Genomic DNA, 17115 nt, shown 5'->3' with positions numbered 1-17115 from the left:
TTAAAGAAAAATAAATCCAAGGAATAGACTAATGCCTCGTTTATCAGAAATACAGGATTTAATAGAAGGAATAAATCTCACTCCTGAGCTTGACCCCACTCAGATTGAAATCACAGGTGGTTATGCAGGTGATATGCTTAGTGATGTTATGGGTTCCGCTAAAAGCGGTCAAGCCTGGATAACTATTATGAAACATATGAACATTGTTGCCGTAGCATCTTTAGTTGGGATTCCTGCAATTATTCTGGCAAAGAGCAATATCCCTGAAGCAAGTGTTTTAGAAAAAGCCAATGCAGAACAAGTTTGTATCCTTTCCAGTCCTAAGGATACTTTCACAATTTCGGGTATACTTTACAAATTGCTCAATCCTGATTTTTAAAAATGCAATGGTTTACTGCAGATCTTCATATCCATTCTGTGCTTTCTCCTTGTGGAGGCTTAGAGATGTCTCCACGAGAGCTTATTGCTCAAGTAAAAAGAAAGGGAATTGATTGGATGGCTCTAACTGACCATAATTCTCTGGCAAACTGTCCTGCCTATGCTTCTGTAGCAGAAAGAGAAGGTGTCTTTTTTACCTGGGGTGTAGAAGTGCAAACTTCAGAAGAAATACATCTCCTGGTTTATTTTGATTCTTCAGAGAAAGGAAAAGAGTTTGGGAAATTGCTTTATGACTCATTACTTCCCCTAGAGAATAATCCAGATTTTTTTGGAGATCAGGTTATCGTTGACGAAAATGCTAATATTATAGGAATGGAGACCAGAGCTTTAATAAATTCATCCGTCTGGGATTTAAATACTACAGTAGAAACAGCCCTTAAATATGGAGGTTATTGTGTTCCAGCTCATATAGATGCTGAAGCCAATAGCATCATTAGTCAGCTGGGATTTATTCCTCCTTTCCCTGAATTTGACCTTTTTGGCATCACTGCCAGAGCTAATCCAGAACAATTATTGAATAGATATCCTTCCTTAGAGGGGAAGTCTTTTCTACGTGCTTCAGATGCGCATTATTTATCTGATGTCGGTTCTGGAACGAGTAAAATTCTGGCGAAAGAACCTTCTGTCTATGAATTAGCTCAGGCAGCTTTGAGAGCAGAAGGCAGAAAAATTGAAGTTTAAAAAAAATATATAGAATAGGAGGAGTTAATGACTCCCATTAGTCCGCAGGATAATGCTCTTTATGAGCGTTTGAAAGAGGTTATTGAAGAAACTAAGAGTATGCGCAATCCTCTAATTGAGGTTTTGCGTCAGGCACAAGACATTTTTGGCTATCTACCTATTGAGGTACAGGAATTTATTGCTCAAGAAATGAATATTCCTGCCAATAAAATCTACGGTGTAATCACCTTTTATAATTTTTTCACGATGAAGCCTCGTGGCAAATATACCATCAACCTTTGTATGGGAACTGCTTGTTATGTGAAAGGTGCACCTCGTCTGGCACAAATGATGGAAGAAGAGCTTGGTGTGAAAATAGGTGAAACTACTCCCGATGGTAAGTTTACCCTTAGTGCAGTAAGATGTGTAGGTGCTTGTTCTCTTGCTCCAGTTTTCGTTATAGGAGAGGACACTTATGGACGAGTAGATACCAGGGATAAGATGTCTGCCATTTTAAAACGCTACGAATAGGTAAGATAATGCAAGATATCTCTCTGCATCTACTGGATATTATAGAAAATTCTGTTCGGGCTGGTTCCAAAAATATTCAAATCCGCATCATAAAAGATGCAAATGCCAATTTTTTACGGATCATTGTTAGTGATGATGGCATAGGTATGGACCCCATTACCATAGAAAAGGCACAAGACCCTTTCTTTACCAGCAAAACAGAACGGAAAAAAAAGGTAGGGCTGGGAATTCCCCTGCTAAAACAGAATGCAGAACTTTGTAATGGCTCTTTTCAAATGAGCAGTGAACCTGGAAAAGGCACGGTCTTAACTGCGGAATTCCAGCTTGATCACATAGATAGAATGCCCCTCGGAGACCTAAAAGAGACTCTCCTTTCAGCAATTGTGGGACATCCTGAGGTCAATTTCAGTATTATATTAACCTCTCTGGATAAGGATAAAGAAAAATCCTTCCATTTTGAGACCGCTCCTATCAAGGAAGAACTGGGAGACATACCGCTCACCTATCCAGATGTTATTAAATATCTTGAACAAAGTATAAATGAAGGAATACAAATAACAAATATGGAGGATGTCTGATGAAAACTCTGGCAGACCTTAAAAAAATTCGTGAAAAAGCCCAGGAAGAGATGAAACTTCGTGACGGAAAAGTTCGCATTAAGATCGTCGTAGGAATGGGAACTTCGGGCATCGCTATGGGTGCTCGTGAAGTTATGAAGACTTTCCTGGAAGAAATCTCTAACCGTAATCTAACTGATGTGCTGGTCACTCAAACAGGTGAGAAGGGTTTATCTTCTATGGAACCTGTAGTAGATGTGATTGAAGAAGGCAAACCCAAAGTCACTTATGGCAATATGACACCTGAAAAAGCCAGAAGAGTAGTGGTTGAACACATTGTAAACGGTAGAGTGGTTTCTGATTATGTAGTTGCCACAGGCGATTGAGAGGAGGTTATTGAATGTCTCTCAAACGCATAGACCTGCTGATTTGTTGCGGTTCTGGCTGCATTTCAGCAGGATCTCTAAAAGTTAAAGAACGCTTCCAGGAGGTACTTGCCGATAAAGGTATCTCCAGTGAAGTAAATATCATTGAAACTGGCTGTATGGGTCCTTGTGATTATGGTCCAGTGCTGGTTATATATCCTGAAGGTGTATTTTATAAATCAGTTAAGCCAGAAGATGTGGAAGAGATTGTTACTGAACATTTCCTCAAAGGAAGACCTGTCCAGCGCTTAATGCTGCGTGAAGAGGAAAGACTTGTCTCATCTCAAAAGGAAGTCCCTTTCTACCGTAAACAGGTAAAGGTGGCATTAGCCAATTGCGGCTTCATCAATCCTGAAAGTATGGAAGAATACATTGCTACTGGTGGTTATGAAGCTCTGGGAACTGTTTTGACTACTATGAATCCACAGCAGGTTATAGATGTAGTTAAAGCTTCTGGTTTGCGTGGTCGTGGCGGCGGTGGTTTTCCCACTCATATAAAATGGCAACTGGTACACGATGTTGAATCAGACGAAAAATATATCATCTGTAATGGTGATGAAGGAGATCCCGGCGCTTTTATGGATAGATCAGTTTTGGAAGGAGATCCTCATCGTGTCATTGAAGGAATGATGATTGGTGCCTATGCTATTGGTGCCACCAAGGGATTCTTCTACATTAGAGCAGAGTACCCTCTGGCAATCAAACGCATCCGTAATGCCATAAAACAAGCTAAAGAAGCCGGTTTGATGGGTGAAAATATCTTCGGTTCCAATTTCTCCTTTGAGGCAGAAGTCAGAACTGGTGCTGGTGCTTTCGTTTGTGGTGAAGAAACTGCTCTCATCCAATCTATTCAAGGAGAACGTGGCAATCCCACTCCTAAACCACCTTATCCTGCAGTTAAAGGTCTCTGGAATAAACCTACGGTAGTTAATAATGTGGAAACCTTTGCCAATATTCCCACCATTTTCCTCAGAGGTGCTGAATGGTTTGCCTCTATGGGAACAGAGACTAGCAAGGGCACCAAAGTCTTTGCTCTCACAGGAGATGTTAATAATACTGGTTTGGTAGAAGTTCCAATGGGAATAACTCTGCGAGAATTGATTTTTGATGTAGGTGGCGGAATGGCTAATGGTCACGAATTCAAAGCAGTACAGTTAGGTGGTCCTTCTGGTGGTTGTTTAACTCGTGAGCATTTAGATGTCCCCGTAGATTATGAAACATTAAAAGAACGCGGTGCTATGATGGGTTCTGGTGGTGTGATTGTGATGAATGACCAGAAATGTATGGTCAATGTTGCCAAGTTCTTTATAGGTTTCTGTGTAGATGAATCCTGTGGTAAATGTTCTCCCTGTCGTATTGGCTTAAAACATATGTATAATATTCTGGACCGCATAACAAGAGGTGAAGGGAAAGAAGGAGACCTTGAGGAATTACAGCATCTGGGTGAAACCATTAGCAGACTTTCACTTTGTGGCTTAGGTCAAACTGCTCCCAATCCTGTGCTTTCCACTATCCGTTATTTCCGCGAAGAATATGAATCGCATATTCGGGATCATAGTTGCCAGACCAAGGTATGCACCGATTTATTCCATTTTATGATAGATAAAAATCGTTGCATCGGCTGTTCTCTTTGTGCTCGGAAGTGTCCTGTCTCTTGTATATCAGGTTCAAGAGATGAAAAATACACTATCTCCCAAACGGAATGCATTAAATGTGGAAATTGTCAGGATGTATGCCCAGTAAAAGCTATTGATCGTATTCCAGGAATGCATCCTGATGTGCTAAAACAACTGCAAGAAAAACAAAATATCTCTATAGAAGAATAAGGAGTCCTCTATGTATAAAGAAATATGTGAAAAATATACTCCTGAAAAAGATAATCTACTCTATATCTTGCATGATATCCAGGACCACCATCCTCAACATTATATTCCTGAAGAAGCAGTTCAAGTGGTTGCAGAATATCTCAATATTCCCACCAATCATATCTATGGAGTGCTAACTTTCTACACAATGTATAGCACCAAACCTCGTGGGAAAAATATTATCCGCCTTTGTGAATCACCACCCTGTTATATTAAAGGTTCAACAAACATTCTTCGCAAACTGAAAATGCTTCTTGGCGTGAATACAGGTGAGACCACTAAAGATGGAATGTTCACACTGGAACTTTGTGCCTGTCTTGGTGTTTGTGGAAATGCACCCGTGATGATGATTAATGAAGATGTATATGGTGACCTCACGGAAGAAAAAGTAGAAGAGATTATTGATAAAATCAGAAGGGGGAACCAATGAAATTCTATCGTAGTCATATCCTGGTCGGAATCAGTGAAGCTTCATTGCTTGCAGGTGCAGAAGAATTTATCAAAGAACTGCGCAAAGAACTGGCTAAATATGACCTTCAGGAAGAAATCAATGTTCTGGAAACTGGTCCCTTAGGCTTTTTTGGCAAAGGAATATGTTTAACCGTCTATCCTGAAAATATCACTTATCAAGATGTGAAGATTGAAGATATCCCAGAACTGGTAGAAGAGCATTTCCTTAAAGGAAGACCTGTGAAGCGATTGATGCTGGATACTACCAGTAAATATAAACCTCGTTTAAACTATGAAAACCGTATTGTACTCCGTAATTCTGGAGTGATTGACCCGGAAAATATAGAAGAATATATTGGCGTTGGCGGCTATGAAGCCTGGGAAAAGGCTTTCACTCAGATGAAACCTGAAGAAATTGTTAAGGAAGTGAAAGAATCTGGGCTTCGTGGTAGAGGTGGAGCTGGCTTCCCTACAGGGGTAAAATGGAGTTTTACTGCTCCCTTGCAAGTCCCCCAAAAATATGTGGTAGTCAATGCTGATGAAGGTGAGCCTGGCACTTTTAAGGACCGTCTCATTATGGAAGGAGACCCTCATCAACTCTTAGAAGGAGTAATGATTTGTGCTCGTGCTGTCGGTGCCACTAAAGCTTACATCTATATCCGTGGTGAATATAAACTATGTATAGAACGCCTTCGCAAAGCTATTGCTCAAGCTTATGAATATGGCTTGCTGGGCAAAAATATCTTTGACTCGGGATTTGATCTGGATATAGATATAAAAATTGGTGCTGGAGCTTATGTGTGCGGTGAAGAAACCGCTTTAATTGAATCGCTGGAAGGAAACAGAGGAAATCCACGCTGGAAACCTCCTTTCCCCGGAGTAGAAGGTCTCTGGAAGGCTCCAACGGTGGTTAATAATGTAGAAACTCTGGCAAATGTGCCCTTCATAATTAAAAATGGAGCAGAAGCTTTTAAAGCACACGGAACACCTCAATCAACTGGAACCAAGGTTTATACAATTCTCGGTGATGTCACTTATCCTGGACTTTGTGAAGTAGATATGGGAACTCCTTTGCGCACTATCATCAATGAATATGCTGGTGGTATGAAAAAAGGCTTCCGTTTTAAAGCTGCTTTAGTAGGTGGCGCTGCTGGAGTGCTTTTACCCGAAAGATTGCTGGATGTTAATATGGATTTTGCCAACCTCAATGAATATGCAGCCGTTCTGGGTTCTGGAGCTATTCTGGTGCTGAATGAACATCAAAGTATCGTAGATTTGCTCTGGTCTATCCTTCGTTTCTTCCGTCACGAATCCTGTGGAAAGTGTTCTGCCTGTCGTAATGGCTGTCAACAGCTCTACGAACTCATCACCAAAATTAAAAAAGGTGAAGGCACAATGGAAGATGTAGACCTTATGCTAACCATTGCCGATACAATGTTTGCCACCAGCTTCTGTGCTTTAGGTCAATCTCCAGTGATGCCTGTTCGTTCTGCCATTGAAAACTTTGGTGACGAATTCCAAGAAATAACTAAAAGATAAAACATAAAGAGGACTTAAGATATGGCTAAAACTGTAAATATCTGGCTAGATGGCAAGCATCTGGAAGTTCCCGATACTATGACCATCATTGAAGTAGCAGACCAAAATGAAGTATATATTCCCAGGCTCTGTTATCATCCTGATTTACCTCCCACTGCTAATTGTGGAGTTTGCGTGGTAGAAATCGTGGGAAATCCCACTCCAAAAAGAGCTTGTTGTACTCCCGTTTCGGAAGGTATGAAATTGATTACAAACTCCAAAAAACTGCGTGCTTATCGTAAAACACTTGTTGAAATGATTCTTTCTAACCACGATGTTAGTTGCCCAACTTGTGTTGCAAATAATAAGTGCGAACTTCAGACTCTAGCAAATAATCTTGGAGTAGATTCTGATGCTCTTCCCAATATTCTGGAGAAAAAACCGGTGGATGAAAGCTCCTTGTCTATTGTAAGGGATATTAATAAATGTATTGCCTGTGGTCGTTGCATTAATGTATGTAATGAAACTCAAACCGTTTATGCTTTGACTTTTGCCGATCGTGGTATAAACACTCATATTGATACTGCTTTCAGTCTCGGAATGGCAAACAGTCCTTGTGTAAATTGCGGCCAATGCACTGTTTATTGTCCCACAGGTGCTTTGCATGAACGCAGTGAACTGGATGCTGTCTGGGAAGCAATTCTTGACCCTGATAAGCATGTTATCGTGCAAGAAGCTCCTTCCATTCGTGTGTCCTTAGGGGAAGAATTCGGTATGCCTCTGGGCTCGGTAACTCCTAAAAAGATGTATGCAGCCCTGCGTAGAATCGGTTTTGATAGCGTAATGGATACCAATTTCACCGCTGATTTAACTATTATGGAAGAAGGCACGGAGTGCGTAACTAAACTCAAAGCAGGTGAAAAGAGACCCCTTATAACTTCCTGTTCACCTGGTTGGATAAAGTTTATGGAAACTTATTATCCTGATCTGGCAGATTGTGTTTCCACCGCTAAATCTCCTATGAGTATGTTCGGTGTCCTTGCTAAGACCTATTACGCTCAAGAAAATAATATTGATCCTGCTAAGATTGTTTCTGTTGCTATAATGCCTTGTACTGCTAAAAAATTTGAAGCGCGTCGTCCTGAACTCCGCGATTCCGGCTATCAAGATACTGATTATGTGCTCACTACACGGGAGTTTATTCGTATGATTAAGGAAGCTGGAATAGATTTTGCCAATCTTCCTGAAGAGGAACCTGATAAAGGAATGAGCTTCTATTCTGGTGCAGGCACTATTTTTGGTGCTACCGGTGGTGTGATGGAAGCGGCTATCCGTTCTGCTTACTATCTGGTCACAGGAAAAGACCTGGAAAATGTTGAAATTCAAGGAGTCAGGGGATTGGAAGGTGTTAAAGAAGCAAGTGTAGAGATTCCCGGTTTTGGAAATGTTAATGTAGCTGTAGCTCATGGTTTATCCAATGCTAGAAAAGTTCTGGATAGAGTGAGAGAAGGATTGGCTACTAAAGGTGAATCTCCCTGGCACTTTATTGAAATTATGGCTTGTCCTGGCGGTTGTGTCGGTGGTGGCGGTCAACCCTATGGTAATGATATCGCTTCTCGTGCTCGTCGTGGACTTGCTCTCTATGAAGAAGATCGCAGCTTACCAGTGCGTCAATCTCATAGAAATCCTGAAGTTCTAAAAGTATACGAAAAGTTCTTAGGACAACCAAACTCACCTCTTGCCCTGAAACTTCTACATACTTACTACTTCAAACGCTCTGTCACTAATGGTCAAGTGGTGGGACAGGTTACACATAAACATCAATAAACATCTGACAAATATATATAAAATAACCAGGCGGGAACTAATTATTCCCGCCTATTTTTTCATTTTATAAAAAATTGCTCTTCTCAATTCTGCTATGCTTTATAAAGATTATAGTACATCTTATCGGTGTAATTTACCCTCTTAACTCGTAAAACCCTAAGACTCTTCTTATTTTTCAAGAATAGCGATAATCTATAAACTAATTTTACCCGTTATTTTAAATTAACAATCTCCATTGAAAGTTCGTAGCTTAAAACATTTTTGATTCAAGTATGAAATTATTACCTGTCAAAAAGAGCATAAGATATGATTAATAAATATGGAAGATAAGGTTGTGATTTCCCTAAATATTTCTTCTTTGAACTTATAAATAAAAGTACCTGTAAATATTTCATACCTCATAAAACTAAAATTTAAAAACCTATGATTAGTCTTATCATCAATATTAACGCTACCTAAGCACTTCTTCTATTAACCGCCATTTGTATAAAGAGATGCCCATCCTTGCCAATTCCTTAACTCCCTCTTAACAAATTCCTCAAGAAAGAGACAGGGAAGAGCCAGGATAGACTCAGTAATTTTATGTTAAATAAGGGATTATAAATTTAACCATAATAGAAGATTAACATACAAAGATTGATATTTTCATCGTTCATAACCTTACCCAGATTTGTCAATACCAATCAACGATCACTGGTTCAGGAAAATGCATTTTTTTTTAAAATTCCTGAAGGACTATTGTAGATGAGTATATCTACTACTCCATTTATGACTTCGTGGAGTTTAGTTATACTTCTTAATTACACTTTGAACTACTAAATAATTTTATCCTCATCTTAAGATGAAATGACTTCATAAATATAAATCTTAAATTATTCTTTCTGCCCTAATTACTTCCTAATCAATTACTTAACAATTAATTCAGTAATATTTTTATAAAAAACGCAGATATTGCAAAGAAAAAACTTGACAAATACCATATAATAATAATTTGTTAATTATGTAATATGAGTTATTAATATAGTATGTAAATCTGCTTTTAGCCTTGTGCTATGAAGGAAGGTTTAAAAGGTAAAAGTATGAAGGTTAATTTATTTTCTTTATTTAGACAAAAAAAAAGGAGGGAAAAAGGAGAAAAATATAAAAATATCCATATATCTCGGTGTAGACAAACTAGTTTTACCCCTGGTTTGAAGTATAATTTACATTATCAACCCTTCGCAATTATCTCTGCAGCTCATTCTCATAGCTGCTATTATCCCGTTAAATTTCAATTATCGCAAACAAACAAGAGGTTTAAAGAGAATTTATCACTCTTTACCTCACTCTTTAAAAATGACTTCAACCCCGCTCTCACTTTTCAAGAAAATAACTAAAAAAGGAGTTTAATGAAATGAAAAAGCTTACTTTACTAATCATTACTTTAGCCTTATTTACCCTTGCCTTTGCTGATACTTATTTTATTGGAACCGGAACATCAACAAGTGGTTTTTGCCCGTTTTATGGATACTATGATTATAGCTGGAGCAAGGCTATCTGGACAGCAGCAGAATTAACTACAGCTGGAGTACCTGCCAATACTCCAATAACAGGCATAGGTTTTTATGTGGGTAATACCCCTTCCAATTACACAATGCTGGATCAACGCATATATGTTAGAACCACGGCTCTAACATCATATGGTACAGCTCAAGATGAAACGGGAACGGGATATCCAAATCCAGCTTATTTTTTACCTCTTTTCCAGGGAAATCTTACTTATAATGGAGGTGGTTGGCATTATATTATGTTCACAACACCCGCTACTTGGGATGGAACTTCAAATCTGGAACTACTGTTTGAAAATTGGGATGGTGAATATGTTTCAGGTTATCCTACTTTCCGTTATACATCTACCTCACCAAACTATATGATGGTATATAAATATCAGGATGATTCTTTCCCAGCAGGTGCAGGAAACAGCAGTTATAATCGTCCAAATGTAGCCATAATTACTCCATCAACCACTCCCCCCGAAGCACCTGTTCTAAGTTTACCTTTAGATGGAGCTACAGGTGTGAATGAATATACAACTTTTAGCTGGGCAGCTCCCCAAACTGGAAGTTTACCTACAGGGTATAAACTCTATTGCGATACCAATAATCCACCTACTACTCTTATAGTTGATCAGAGTGCTCTCTCCTATACTTTAACTACACCTCTAGCATATAATACTACCTATTACTGGACAGTTTCAGCTTATAATGCCCTAGGCGAAGGACCTCAAGCCACTGTAAGAAGCTTCACTACAAGAGCCGATCCAACAATTAATTCTTTGCCCTATACCGAAAGCTTTGAAGAAGGTAATACAGATGGTTCAACCAATATTGCTAACTGGGCTCAAGTAGCAGGTCCCGAATTTACTACTAAATACTGGACAGCAAATAGTACTCAAACTACCTATAACAGAACCCCCAGAACGGGTTCCTTTAATGTAACCTTGCAATATAACGGATCAGCCTGGTTATTCCGTCCGGTTTCTTTAATCGGGGGTACTACCTATGAGTTTGAAGCTTATGCTCGCCAAGATGGCTCAAATAGTGCCGATGCAACTCTGGGTCTTTATTATGGAACAGCAGCAACTATTGCTGCAATGACTTCTATAACAGGTCAAGTCGGTCTTGTAAATGGCGATTATCAAAGAATTTATGGAGTGTTCTCTCCTGCTACAAGCGGTATATATTATCTTGGCATTAAAGGCTGGATTAACATTAATCCATGGTACATCAGTTTAGATGATGTAACCATACGAGAAGCACCCACAGCTCCGGTATTCAGCTATAGTCCTACTTCCATTAATTTTGGTCTGTTAATGCAAAATGTTCCCTCTACTCCAGCAAATGTAACTGTTACTAACTTAGGCGGAGGAACCATACATATTGAGAGTAGTAATATCAGTATAACTGGTCCCAATGCAGCAATGTTCTCTTTTAGTGATGCTAATCTTCCTGCTGATTTAAATGCCGGACAATCTGTGATAATTCCTGTTACTGCTATAGTAACTCAGGAAGGACCTGTAAGTGCTACTTTAATCATAACCTACGAAGGAACTCCTTATGAAGTAGCTCTTTCTGCTGAAGGCTTATCTTCAGAAATTGTAATAATAGGAACAGGAACTGATGATCTTTCACTTCCTATAGAACCTTATTATGGTTATAGCTATAGCCAGAGTATCTTCCTACAGAGTGAAATTAATATGGCTCGCCCTATTGAAAAGATATATTATTATTGGAATGGTGCTGCTGCTACGGTTAATAGTAATAACTGGACTGTTTATATGGGACATACTCCTAATACCAGTTTTGATTCTGGAACTGCGTGGATTCCATTAAGCAATTTAACCGAAGTTTTTTCTGGAACTGTTACACTTCCTGCCATTGAAGGATGGGTAGAAATAATACTTACTACTCCATTTACTTATAATAATGTTGATAACTTAGTTGTCGCTGTAGATGAAAATGCAGATTCATATGATAGTTATAATGAATACTTCTATTGTACAAGTGAACTCAAAACTAATCGTAGTATCCGTTATTACTCTGATGGTACAAATCCAGATCCATTAGCTCCTCCTACAGGAACACCAGTTGCTGGATATCCTAATATTATGTTAAAATTCGAGGAAGAGCAACCTCCATTACCAGTTGAACTATCCAGCTTCACTGCTGTTCTTACGAATGACTTCTATGTGCAACTGACTTGGGTTAGCCAGACTGAGACAAATCTTAGTGGATATCGGGTATATCGTAATGAAGAGAATACTCTGAATAATGCTATCCTGATAACTCCCACTATGATTCCTGCTACTAACACCAGTCAGGAACATATCTATACCGTTGAAGATAGAGAAGTAGAGAATAATACCACGTATTACTACTGGTTGGAAAGTGTTGACTTCAATAACTCTCAGTTCCACGGTCCAGTAATTGTGACGGTTGAAGGTAATGTGCCTCCAGTACTTCCTGAAGTGACTACTCTGAACAACGCTTATCCTAACCCCTTCCGGGCTAATAATAGCACCAAGATAGAGGTAGGAATTAAAGCAGGTGAGTCAGGAACTTTGACTATTTACAATATTCGTGGAGAGATTGTTAAAGCCATAAAAGTCAATGAGGGTTATCATACCATTATCTGGGATGGAAAAGATAGCAAGGGTACCACCTGTGGCAGTGGAATCTATTTCTACAGATTGACTACTCCGAGCTTGAACCAGACCAAGAAGATGGTCATCGTCAAATAAACTCCTTTTTCGGATGCAATAAATAAACAAAAAGACCCGGCTTTCTATGCCGGGTCTTTTTTTGGCAATATGAGTCTTGGATCTTCACTTTGTAAAATTAGTTATAAGGGTCTTCCCCCTTTTAAAGCAGGTAAATTCTTTTTTAGCCTGAAACCCATTTAAGATATGAACAATCTAATAACTCTGCTTTTCATTCAGCAAATAATAAGGATTGAGAGGGGAACTGCGTACGCATAATTATAGGATAAACTTTTAAATGCTACTCACACTTTATCTAATCATTATCTCTCAAGAACCTATATGAATTATACTATTACAAAAAGTTAGATTACTCAAAAAATGTTAAAACCTTGCATTTGCTTGGTAGTTGAGGACCTCTGTCCACCATTAATGCAATCTACCCATCCAGGGATGGGATTTTCTCCATCCGGCTTCACTTTTATATTTAACATAATAAATTTTGAGGTCTGCCTGAGACTTGTATTTAGTTATTTTTATTTTAATATCTGCTGAACTTCTATATTTTTCAAAGTACCAGATTTCATCCTTCCCTCTGGCTTCGGAACGATAAGGTGCCACATACACACATAAATCTGCTTGAGATTTATACGGAGCTATCCAGATTACCAAATCCGGTTTCCCACTGTCCATTACATAGACTGATCCAGCAAAACAGGTGAACCCCATTAATATCATTAATATGAGCAATAAAAGCTTTTTCATTATGCCTACCCTTTATCTCTCTTTTATCTTAATCCCTATAAATTTTTATTAGCTTCTCAATACTTTTTTTGTCAATGGATTTCTGAAGTCCCTGTTGAATTAAACCTGAACTTAATAACAGGAGAAAATACTTGACTAAGGATGGCTCTGGATATTCATAGAAATAATAAAATATTTTATACTAGGAAACATACAATGAAGAAAGTGCTTATATTGATAGGCTTAATGATGACTTGTGCTCTCGCATTCAGTTTAACACTGAACTTTAGTGTTAATCCCAATGGCTGGAGTAAAGATTCAAATACGAATAATACTGCTCCTTTTCTGGAGGAAGGTGTTCCAGCAATGAATTATCTTCCCGTTTGGGTGCTAATACCTTTTGGAGAGAAGATAGAAAATGTGCAGGTGATTCTTTCTGAACTTGAAATTCAGCGCCAACAGGTGCAATTGGATTATGTTCGTAAAGTTCAGATTATATCTCAACCTCAATCTGATAACACCATACCCGATCCCGAAATCTGGAATAAAGATGCTCTCTTCCCCGCTGAAGATTATAAGTTTTTAGGCACCCAGATGTTCTGTGGTTGTCAGATTGCTGTGATAAATATCTTTCCCTGGAAATATAATCCTGTCCAAAAAACAATCTTCACAAGCAATAATATAACCCTTCAGATAGAAACCTCTTGGGATCATAAGTTAGCAGAGCACTCAGCTAACTTTTATGCTCCTGCAAGAGATTACACGGATTTAACTAAAATTGTGCTTAATCCAGAAACTATAAACTCTTATCAAAATGCTATAGCGTATCGCACTCATCAATCTCAAAGTAGACTTATTGATTTGAGTGTTCCTAAAAAGATGATTATAATTACTAATAGTTCCTGTTCTAACTATTTCCAAAACTATATAGACTGGCAAACCACACGGAACATAAGCACGGGTTTATATTTAACTTCCGATATCTATAGCTCCTACCCAGGAGTTGACAATCCTGAAAAAATACGTAATTTCATTATAGATGCCTATCAAACCTGGTCAAGTACCTCTACTCCTTTAGAATATGTTATCTTGGGAGGAGATGATGAAATAATCCCTGATAGAGGCTGTTTTTGTGCGGTCGGAGAAACTATTGATTTAAGAATACCAACTGATATCTATTACAGCAACTTGGATGGCAACTGGAATGCTGATGGAGATCAAATCTGGGGTGAAATTAATGACCAAGTAGACTACCTTCCCGAAGTGCATATAGGAAGATTTCCTGCAGAAACTGCTATTGAGTTTGGTAATATGACCCGAAAAATCCAGTATTATGTTAATAATGACACCTATAGTAATAACTTAGCCATAATGTTTGGAGAAAATCTAAACAACAATCCTTTAACCTGGGGTGGAGATTATAAAGATGATGTAGCCACTCATATCCCAGATGATTATATATTGACCACTATGTATCAGCGAGATGGAACCTTCAGTTCACTCGGAGTATGGAATGCTCTTAATGATGGAGCAAATGTAATGAATCATATGGGACACTCCAATGAAACATCTTTGATGGGACAGGGAATTGGTTCTGTAGAACAACTGCAGAATACGGAATATGGATTTTTATACACGCAGGGATGCTATCCAGCGGCATTTGACCAAAGAACCAGTGGAGATGGAGAAAGCATTGGAGAACATATGGTAACTACCTCGGGTGGACTTTTTTCATTTATAGGTAACACTCGTTATGGATGGTATATGCCTGGTAGCATTAATGGTCCTTCCCAGTTTTATGACAGGCAGTTTTTTATAGGATTGTATGAAGCTAATCAGCCTAATTTAGGCAAAGCTTTAACCTATTCTCGGTTGCAGAATGTTAATGCAGCAATGAATAATGATGTAATGCGCTGGTGCTATTATGAAATGGTGCTTTTTGGAGACCCAACCATAGAAGTTAAATATCCTGATCCTACCCTTCCTTTTCTTACTCTGGAGGGTTATAGCATCTCTGATGTTGATGGAGATGGTGATGGCAGCTTTAATCCTGGAGAAATCTTAAGGATATATCCCATTATCAAAAATTCTCCTGAAGCAGGAACTGCCTATAATATCAGTGTGACTCTGGAAAATCTACCTCAGGGTATAATTCTTCTGGATGGACCTCAAATTATTTCCCAGTTATTACCTGGTGCATCTTGTGATCCCTCTTTTTATTTCAGAATTCAATTACCTCAGGATATAACTTATGGAACTTACTATCTGAAGATTTTGCTGGATTCCAGTCATCCTATTACTGGTCTAAGCACTGGAATAAGAAAATTTGACCTCAGCTTTGAGATAACTATGGTAGACGGCCATTTCCCCTGGGATTGCCAGTTTCATACAAAATCTGCACCTATGGTTTACGATATTAATGATGATGGAACTCTGGATATCCTCTATCTTAATATATTCGGGGATGCATATTATATAAGTAATAATGGAGAACAATTTGGTGGATTTACCTCTTCTCCTCAACAGGATATTATGCGAAGTTCAGCAATGGGTGACCTCACTGGAGATGGGATACCAGAAATAGTCTATTCCAGTCGCACCGGAAAAATTAATGCCGTAACTTTAGATGGAACTCCTGTTTTCAGTTATGATACTGGCAAACAACTCATCTTTACCCCTGTGATAGCCACTCTTAGCCATTCTGGTACAGATAAGGTCATTGCCCATTCTTTAAATGGATATGTCTATGCTGTAGATTCTAACGGCTCTTTACTACCAGGATTTCCAGTTAATTTAGGTAGCTCTATAGTGACAGAAATTGCCGCAACGGATATTAACCAGGATGGCTTAATGGAAATAATAATCGGTTGTCAGAATGGCACTTTACACATCTTAAACTCTTCGGGAGAAGAAATTCCAGGATTTCCTGTCCATATAGGCGAAAATATAAATGGTTCTCCTACAGTTCTGGATAATAACAACATAGTTTTCGGAACTAATAATCATATGATACTAATTTCTCCCAGTGGAGAAATCCTCATCAATAAGCCAATTATAGCAGCTATGGCATCTGGACCAGTAGTAGCAAATATCTCAGGAGACTCTGCTCTGGAGATTATATTTGTCACTATCAATGGTATGCTTTATGCCGTAGACCAGAATGGAAATGATATAAACGGTTTCCCGCTTAATGTAGAAGATAATTTTACTGTTCCACCTTTGATAGTGAATTTAGATGAAGATATCCAGCCTGAGATATTGCTAACCAGCTATCAAAATTCTCTATATGCCTATAATAATAACGGCACAAGGTTACCGGGTTATCCTTTTATAACTTCTTTTAATGGTTGCACTCCTGGAACTGTATGCGATTTGGATAACAATGATATGCTTAAATTTGTTAGCGGTTATTCCACTGGTGTAGTGGTTATGAACTTACGCAGTCCTGAAACACCAATTAAACCCTGGATTACCTATAGAGGAGCTTTGAATCGTCAAGGTAGCTCTGCTTGCACAGGTTATGTGGCAAATTCAGACCCTTATATCATTCCACCAGTAAATAGACTGGAACAAAACTATCCCAATCCTTTCCGTCATAATACTACTATCTCCTATGAAACGAAGAAAGAAGGAAAAGTAAGTCTTTCCATTTATAATTTAAGAGGTCAGCTAATACGCACTTTACAGGATGAATACATTCCCGGAGGAGAACATAGTATCGTATGGGATGGTAAAGATTCAATGGGAAGAACTGTTGCAGAGGGAATATATCTCTGCAGATTAAAAACAGCGGAAACGACTTTAACTCGTAGGATGCTTTTCTTAAAATAATCTGAGACTTGACAGATCGCTTTTTCGGGTTA

At 38.6% G+C, this 17115-nt stretch carries 12 protein-coding genes; 11 read left to right on the top strand and 1 reads right to left on the bottom strand.

What is annotated here, in order from left to right; all coding sequences use genetic code 11:
- The first annotated feature begins 31 nt into the window (after positions 1-31).
- The 10 genes from E0946_RS01360 to E0946_RS01315 all read left to right on the top strand — a co-directional run bounded on the left by E0946_RS01360 (position 32) and on the right by E0946_RS01315 (position 12550).
- Complete coding sequence (locus E0946_RS01360) at positions 32-379, top strand: DRTGG domain-containing protein (protein WP_133200671.1); 348 nt, start codon at positions 32-34, stop codon at positions 377-379.
- 2 nt (positions 380-381) lie between these two features.
- Positions 382-1119 (top strand): PHP domain-containing protein, encoded by a 738-nt coding sequence (locus E0946_RS01355; RefSeq protein WP_133200670.1) that lies wholly within the window; start codon positions 382-384, stop codon positions 1117-1119.
- A 27-nt stretch (positions 1120-1146) separates the two neighbouring features.
- A complete protein-coding gene (locus E0946_RS01350) occupies positions 1147-1629 on the top strand; it encodes an NADH-quinone oxidoreductase subunit NuoE family protein (protein WP_133200669.1) in 483 nt (160 codons plus the stop codon).
- A gap of 8 nt (positions 1630-1637) precedes the next feature.
- Positions 1638-2207: an ATP-binding protein gene (locus E0946_RS01345; RefSeq protein WP_133200668.1), complete on the top strand. Its 570-nt coding sequence runs from the start codon at positions 1638-1640 to the stop codon at positions 2205-2207.
- On the top strand, positions 2207-2572 hold the full coding sequence (locus E0946_RS01340; protein ID WP_133200667.1) for a (2Fe-2S) ferredoxin domain-containing protein: 366 nt from the start codon (positions 2207-2209) through the stop codon (positions 2570-2572). The genes E0946_RS01345 and E0946_RS01340 overlap by 1 nt, the downstream gene beginning before the upstream one ends.
- Before the next feature lie 14 nt (positions 2573-2586).
- On the top strand, positions 2587-4437 hold the full coding sequence (locus tag E0946_RS01335) for an NADH-quinone oxidoreductase subunit NuoF (RefSeq protein ID WP_133200666.1): 1851 nt from the start codon (positions 2587-2589) through the stop codon (positions 4435-4437).
- 10 nt (positions 4438-4447) lie between these two features.
- Complete coding sequence (gene nuoE / locus E0946_RS01330) at positions 4448-4906, top strand: NADH-quinone oxidoreductase subunit NuoE (RefSeq protein WP_133200665.1); 459 nt, start codon at positions 4448-4450, stop codon at positions 4904-4906.
- Positions 4903-6465, top strand: coding sequence for an NADH-quinone oxidoreductase subunit NuoF (gene nuoF / locus E0946_RS01325; RefSeq protein ID WP_133200664.1), 1563 nt, complete (start codon positions 4903-4905; stop codon positions 6463-6465). The genes nuoE and nuoF overlap by 4 nt, the downstream gene beginning before the upstream one ends.
- Before the next feature lie 21 nt (positions 6466-6486).
- Positions 6487-8271 carry an NADH-dependent [FeFe] hydrogenase, group A6 gene (locus E0946_RS01320; RefSeq protein WP_133200663.1) on the top strand — a complete coding sequence of 595 codons (1785 nt, stop codon included), beginning with the start codon at positions 6487-6489 and terminating at the stop codon, positions 8269-8271.
- Positions 8272-9664: 1393 nt separating this feature from the next.
- Positions 9665-12550: a T9SS type A sorting domain-containing protein gene (locus E0946_RS01315; protein WP_133200662.1), complete on the top strand. Its 2886-nt coding sequence runs from the start codon at positions 9665-9667 to the stop codon at positions 12548-12550.
- 387 nt (positions 12551-12937) lie between these two features.
- Here E0946_RS01315 and E0946_RS01310 read toward each other — a convergent pair whose 3' ends face one another.
- Positions 12938-13273, bottom strand: coding sequence for a 7(1) septoil knot domain-containing protein (locus E0946_RS01310; RefSeq protein WP_133200661.1), 336 nt, complete (start codon positions 13271-13273; stop codon positions 12938-12940).
- A gap of 195 nt (positions 13274-13468) precedes the next feature.
- On the opposite strand from E0946_RS01310, the gene E0946_RS01305 reads away from it, so the two are divergent.
- On the top strand, positions 13469-17083 hold the full coding sequence (locus E0946_RS01305; RefSeq protein ID WP_165942048.1) for a C25 family cysteine peptidase: 3615 nt from the start codon (positions 13469-13471) through the stop codon (positions 17081-17083).
- The last annotated feature ends 32 nt before the right edge of the window (positions 17084-17115 follow it).

It is taken from the genome of Candidatus Syntrophosphaera thermopropionivorans, from assembly GCF_004353895.1.
GTDB classification, from domain to species: domain Bacteria; phylum Cloacimonadota; class Cloacimonadia; order Cloacimonadales; family Cloacimonadaceae; genus Syntrophosphaera; species Syntrophosphaera thermopropionivorans.
This window is presented reverse-complemented; position numbering and strand designations above follow the sequence as displayed.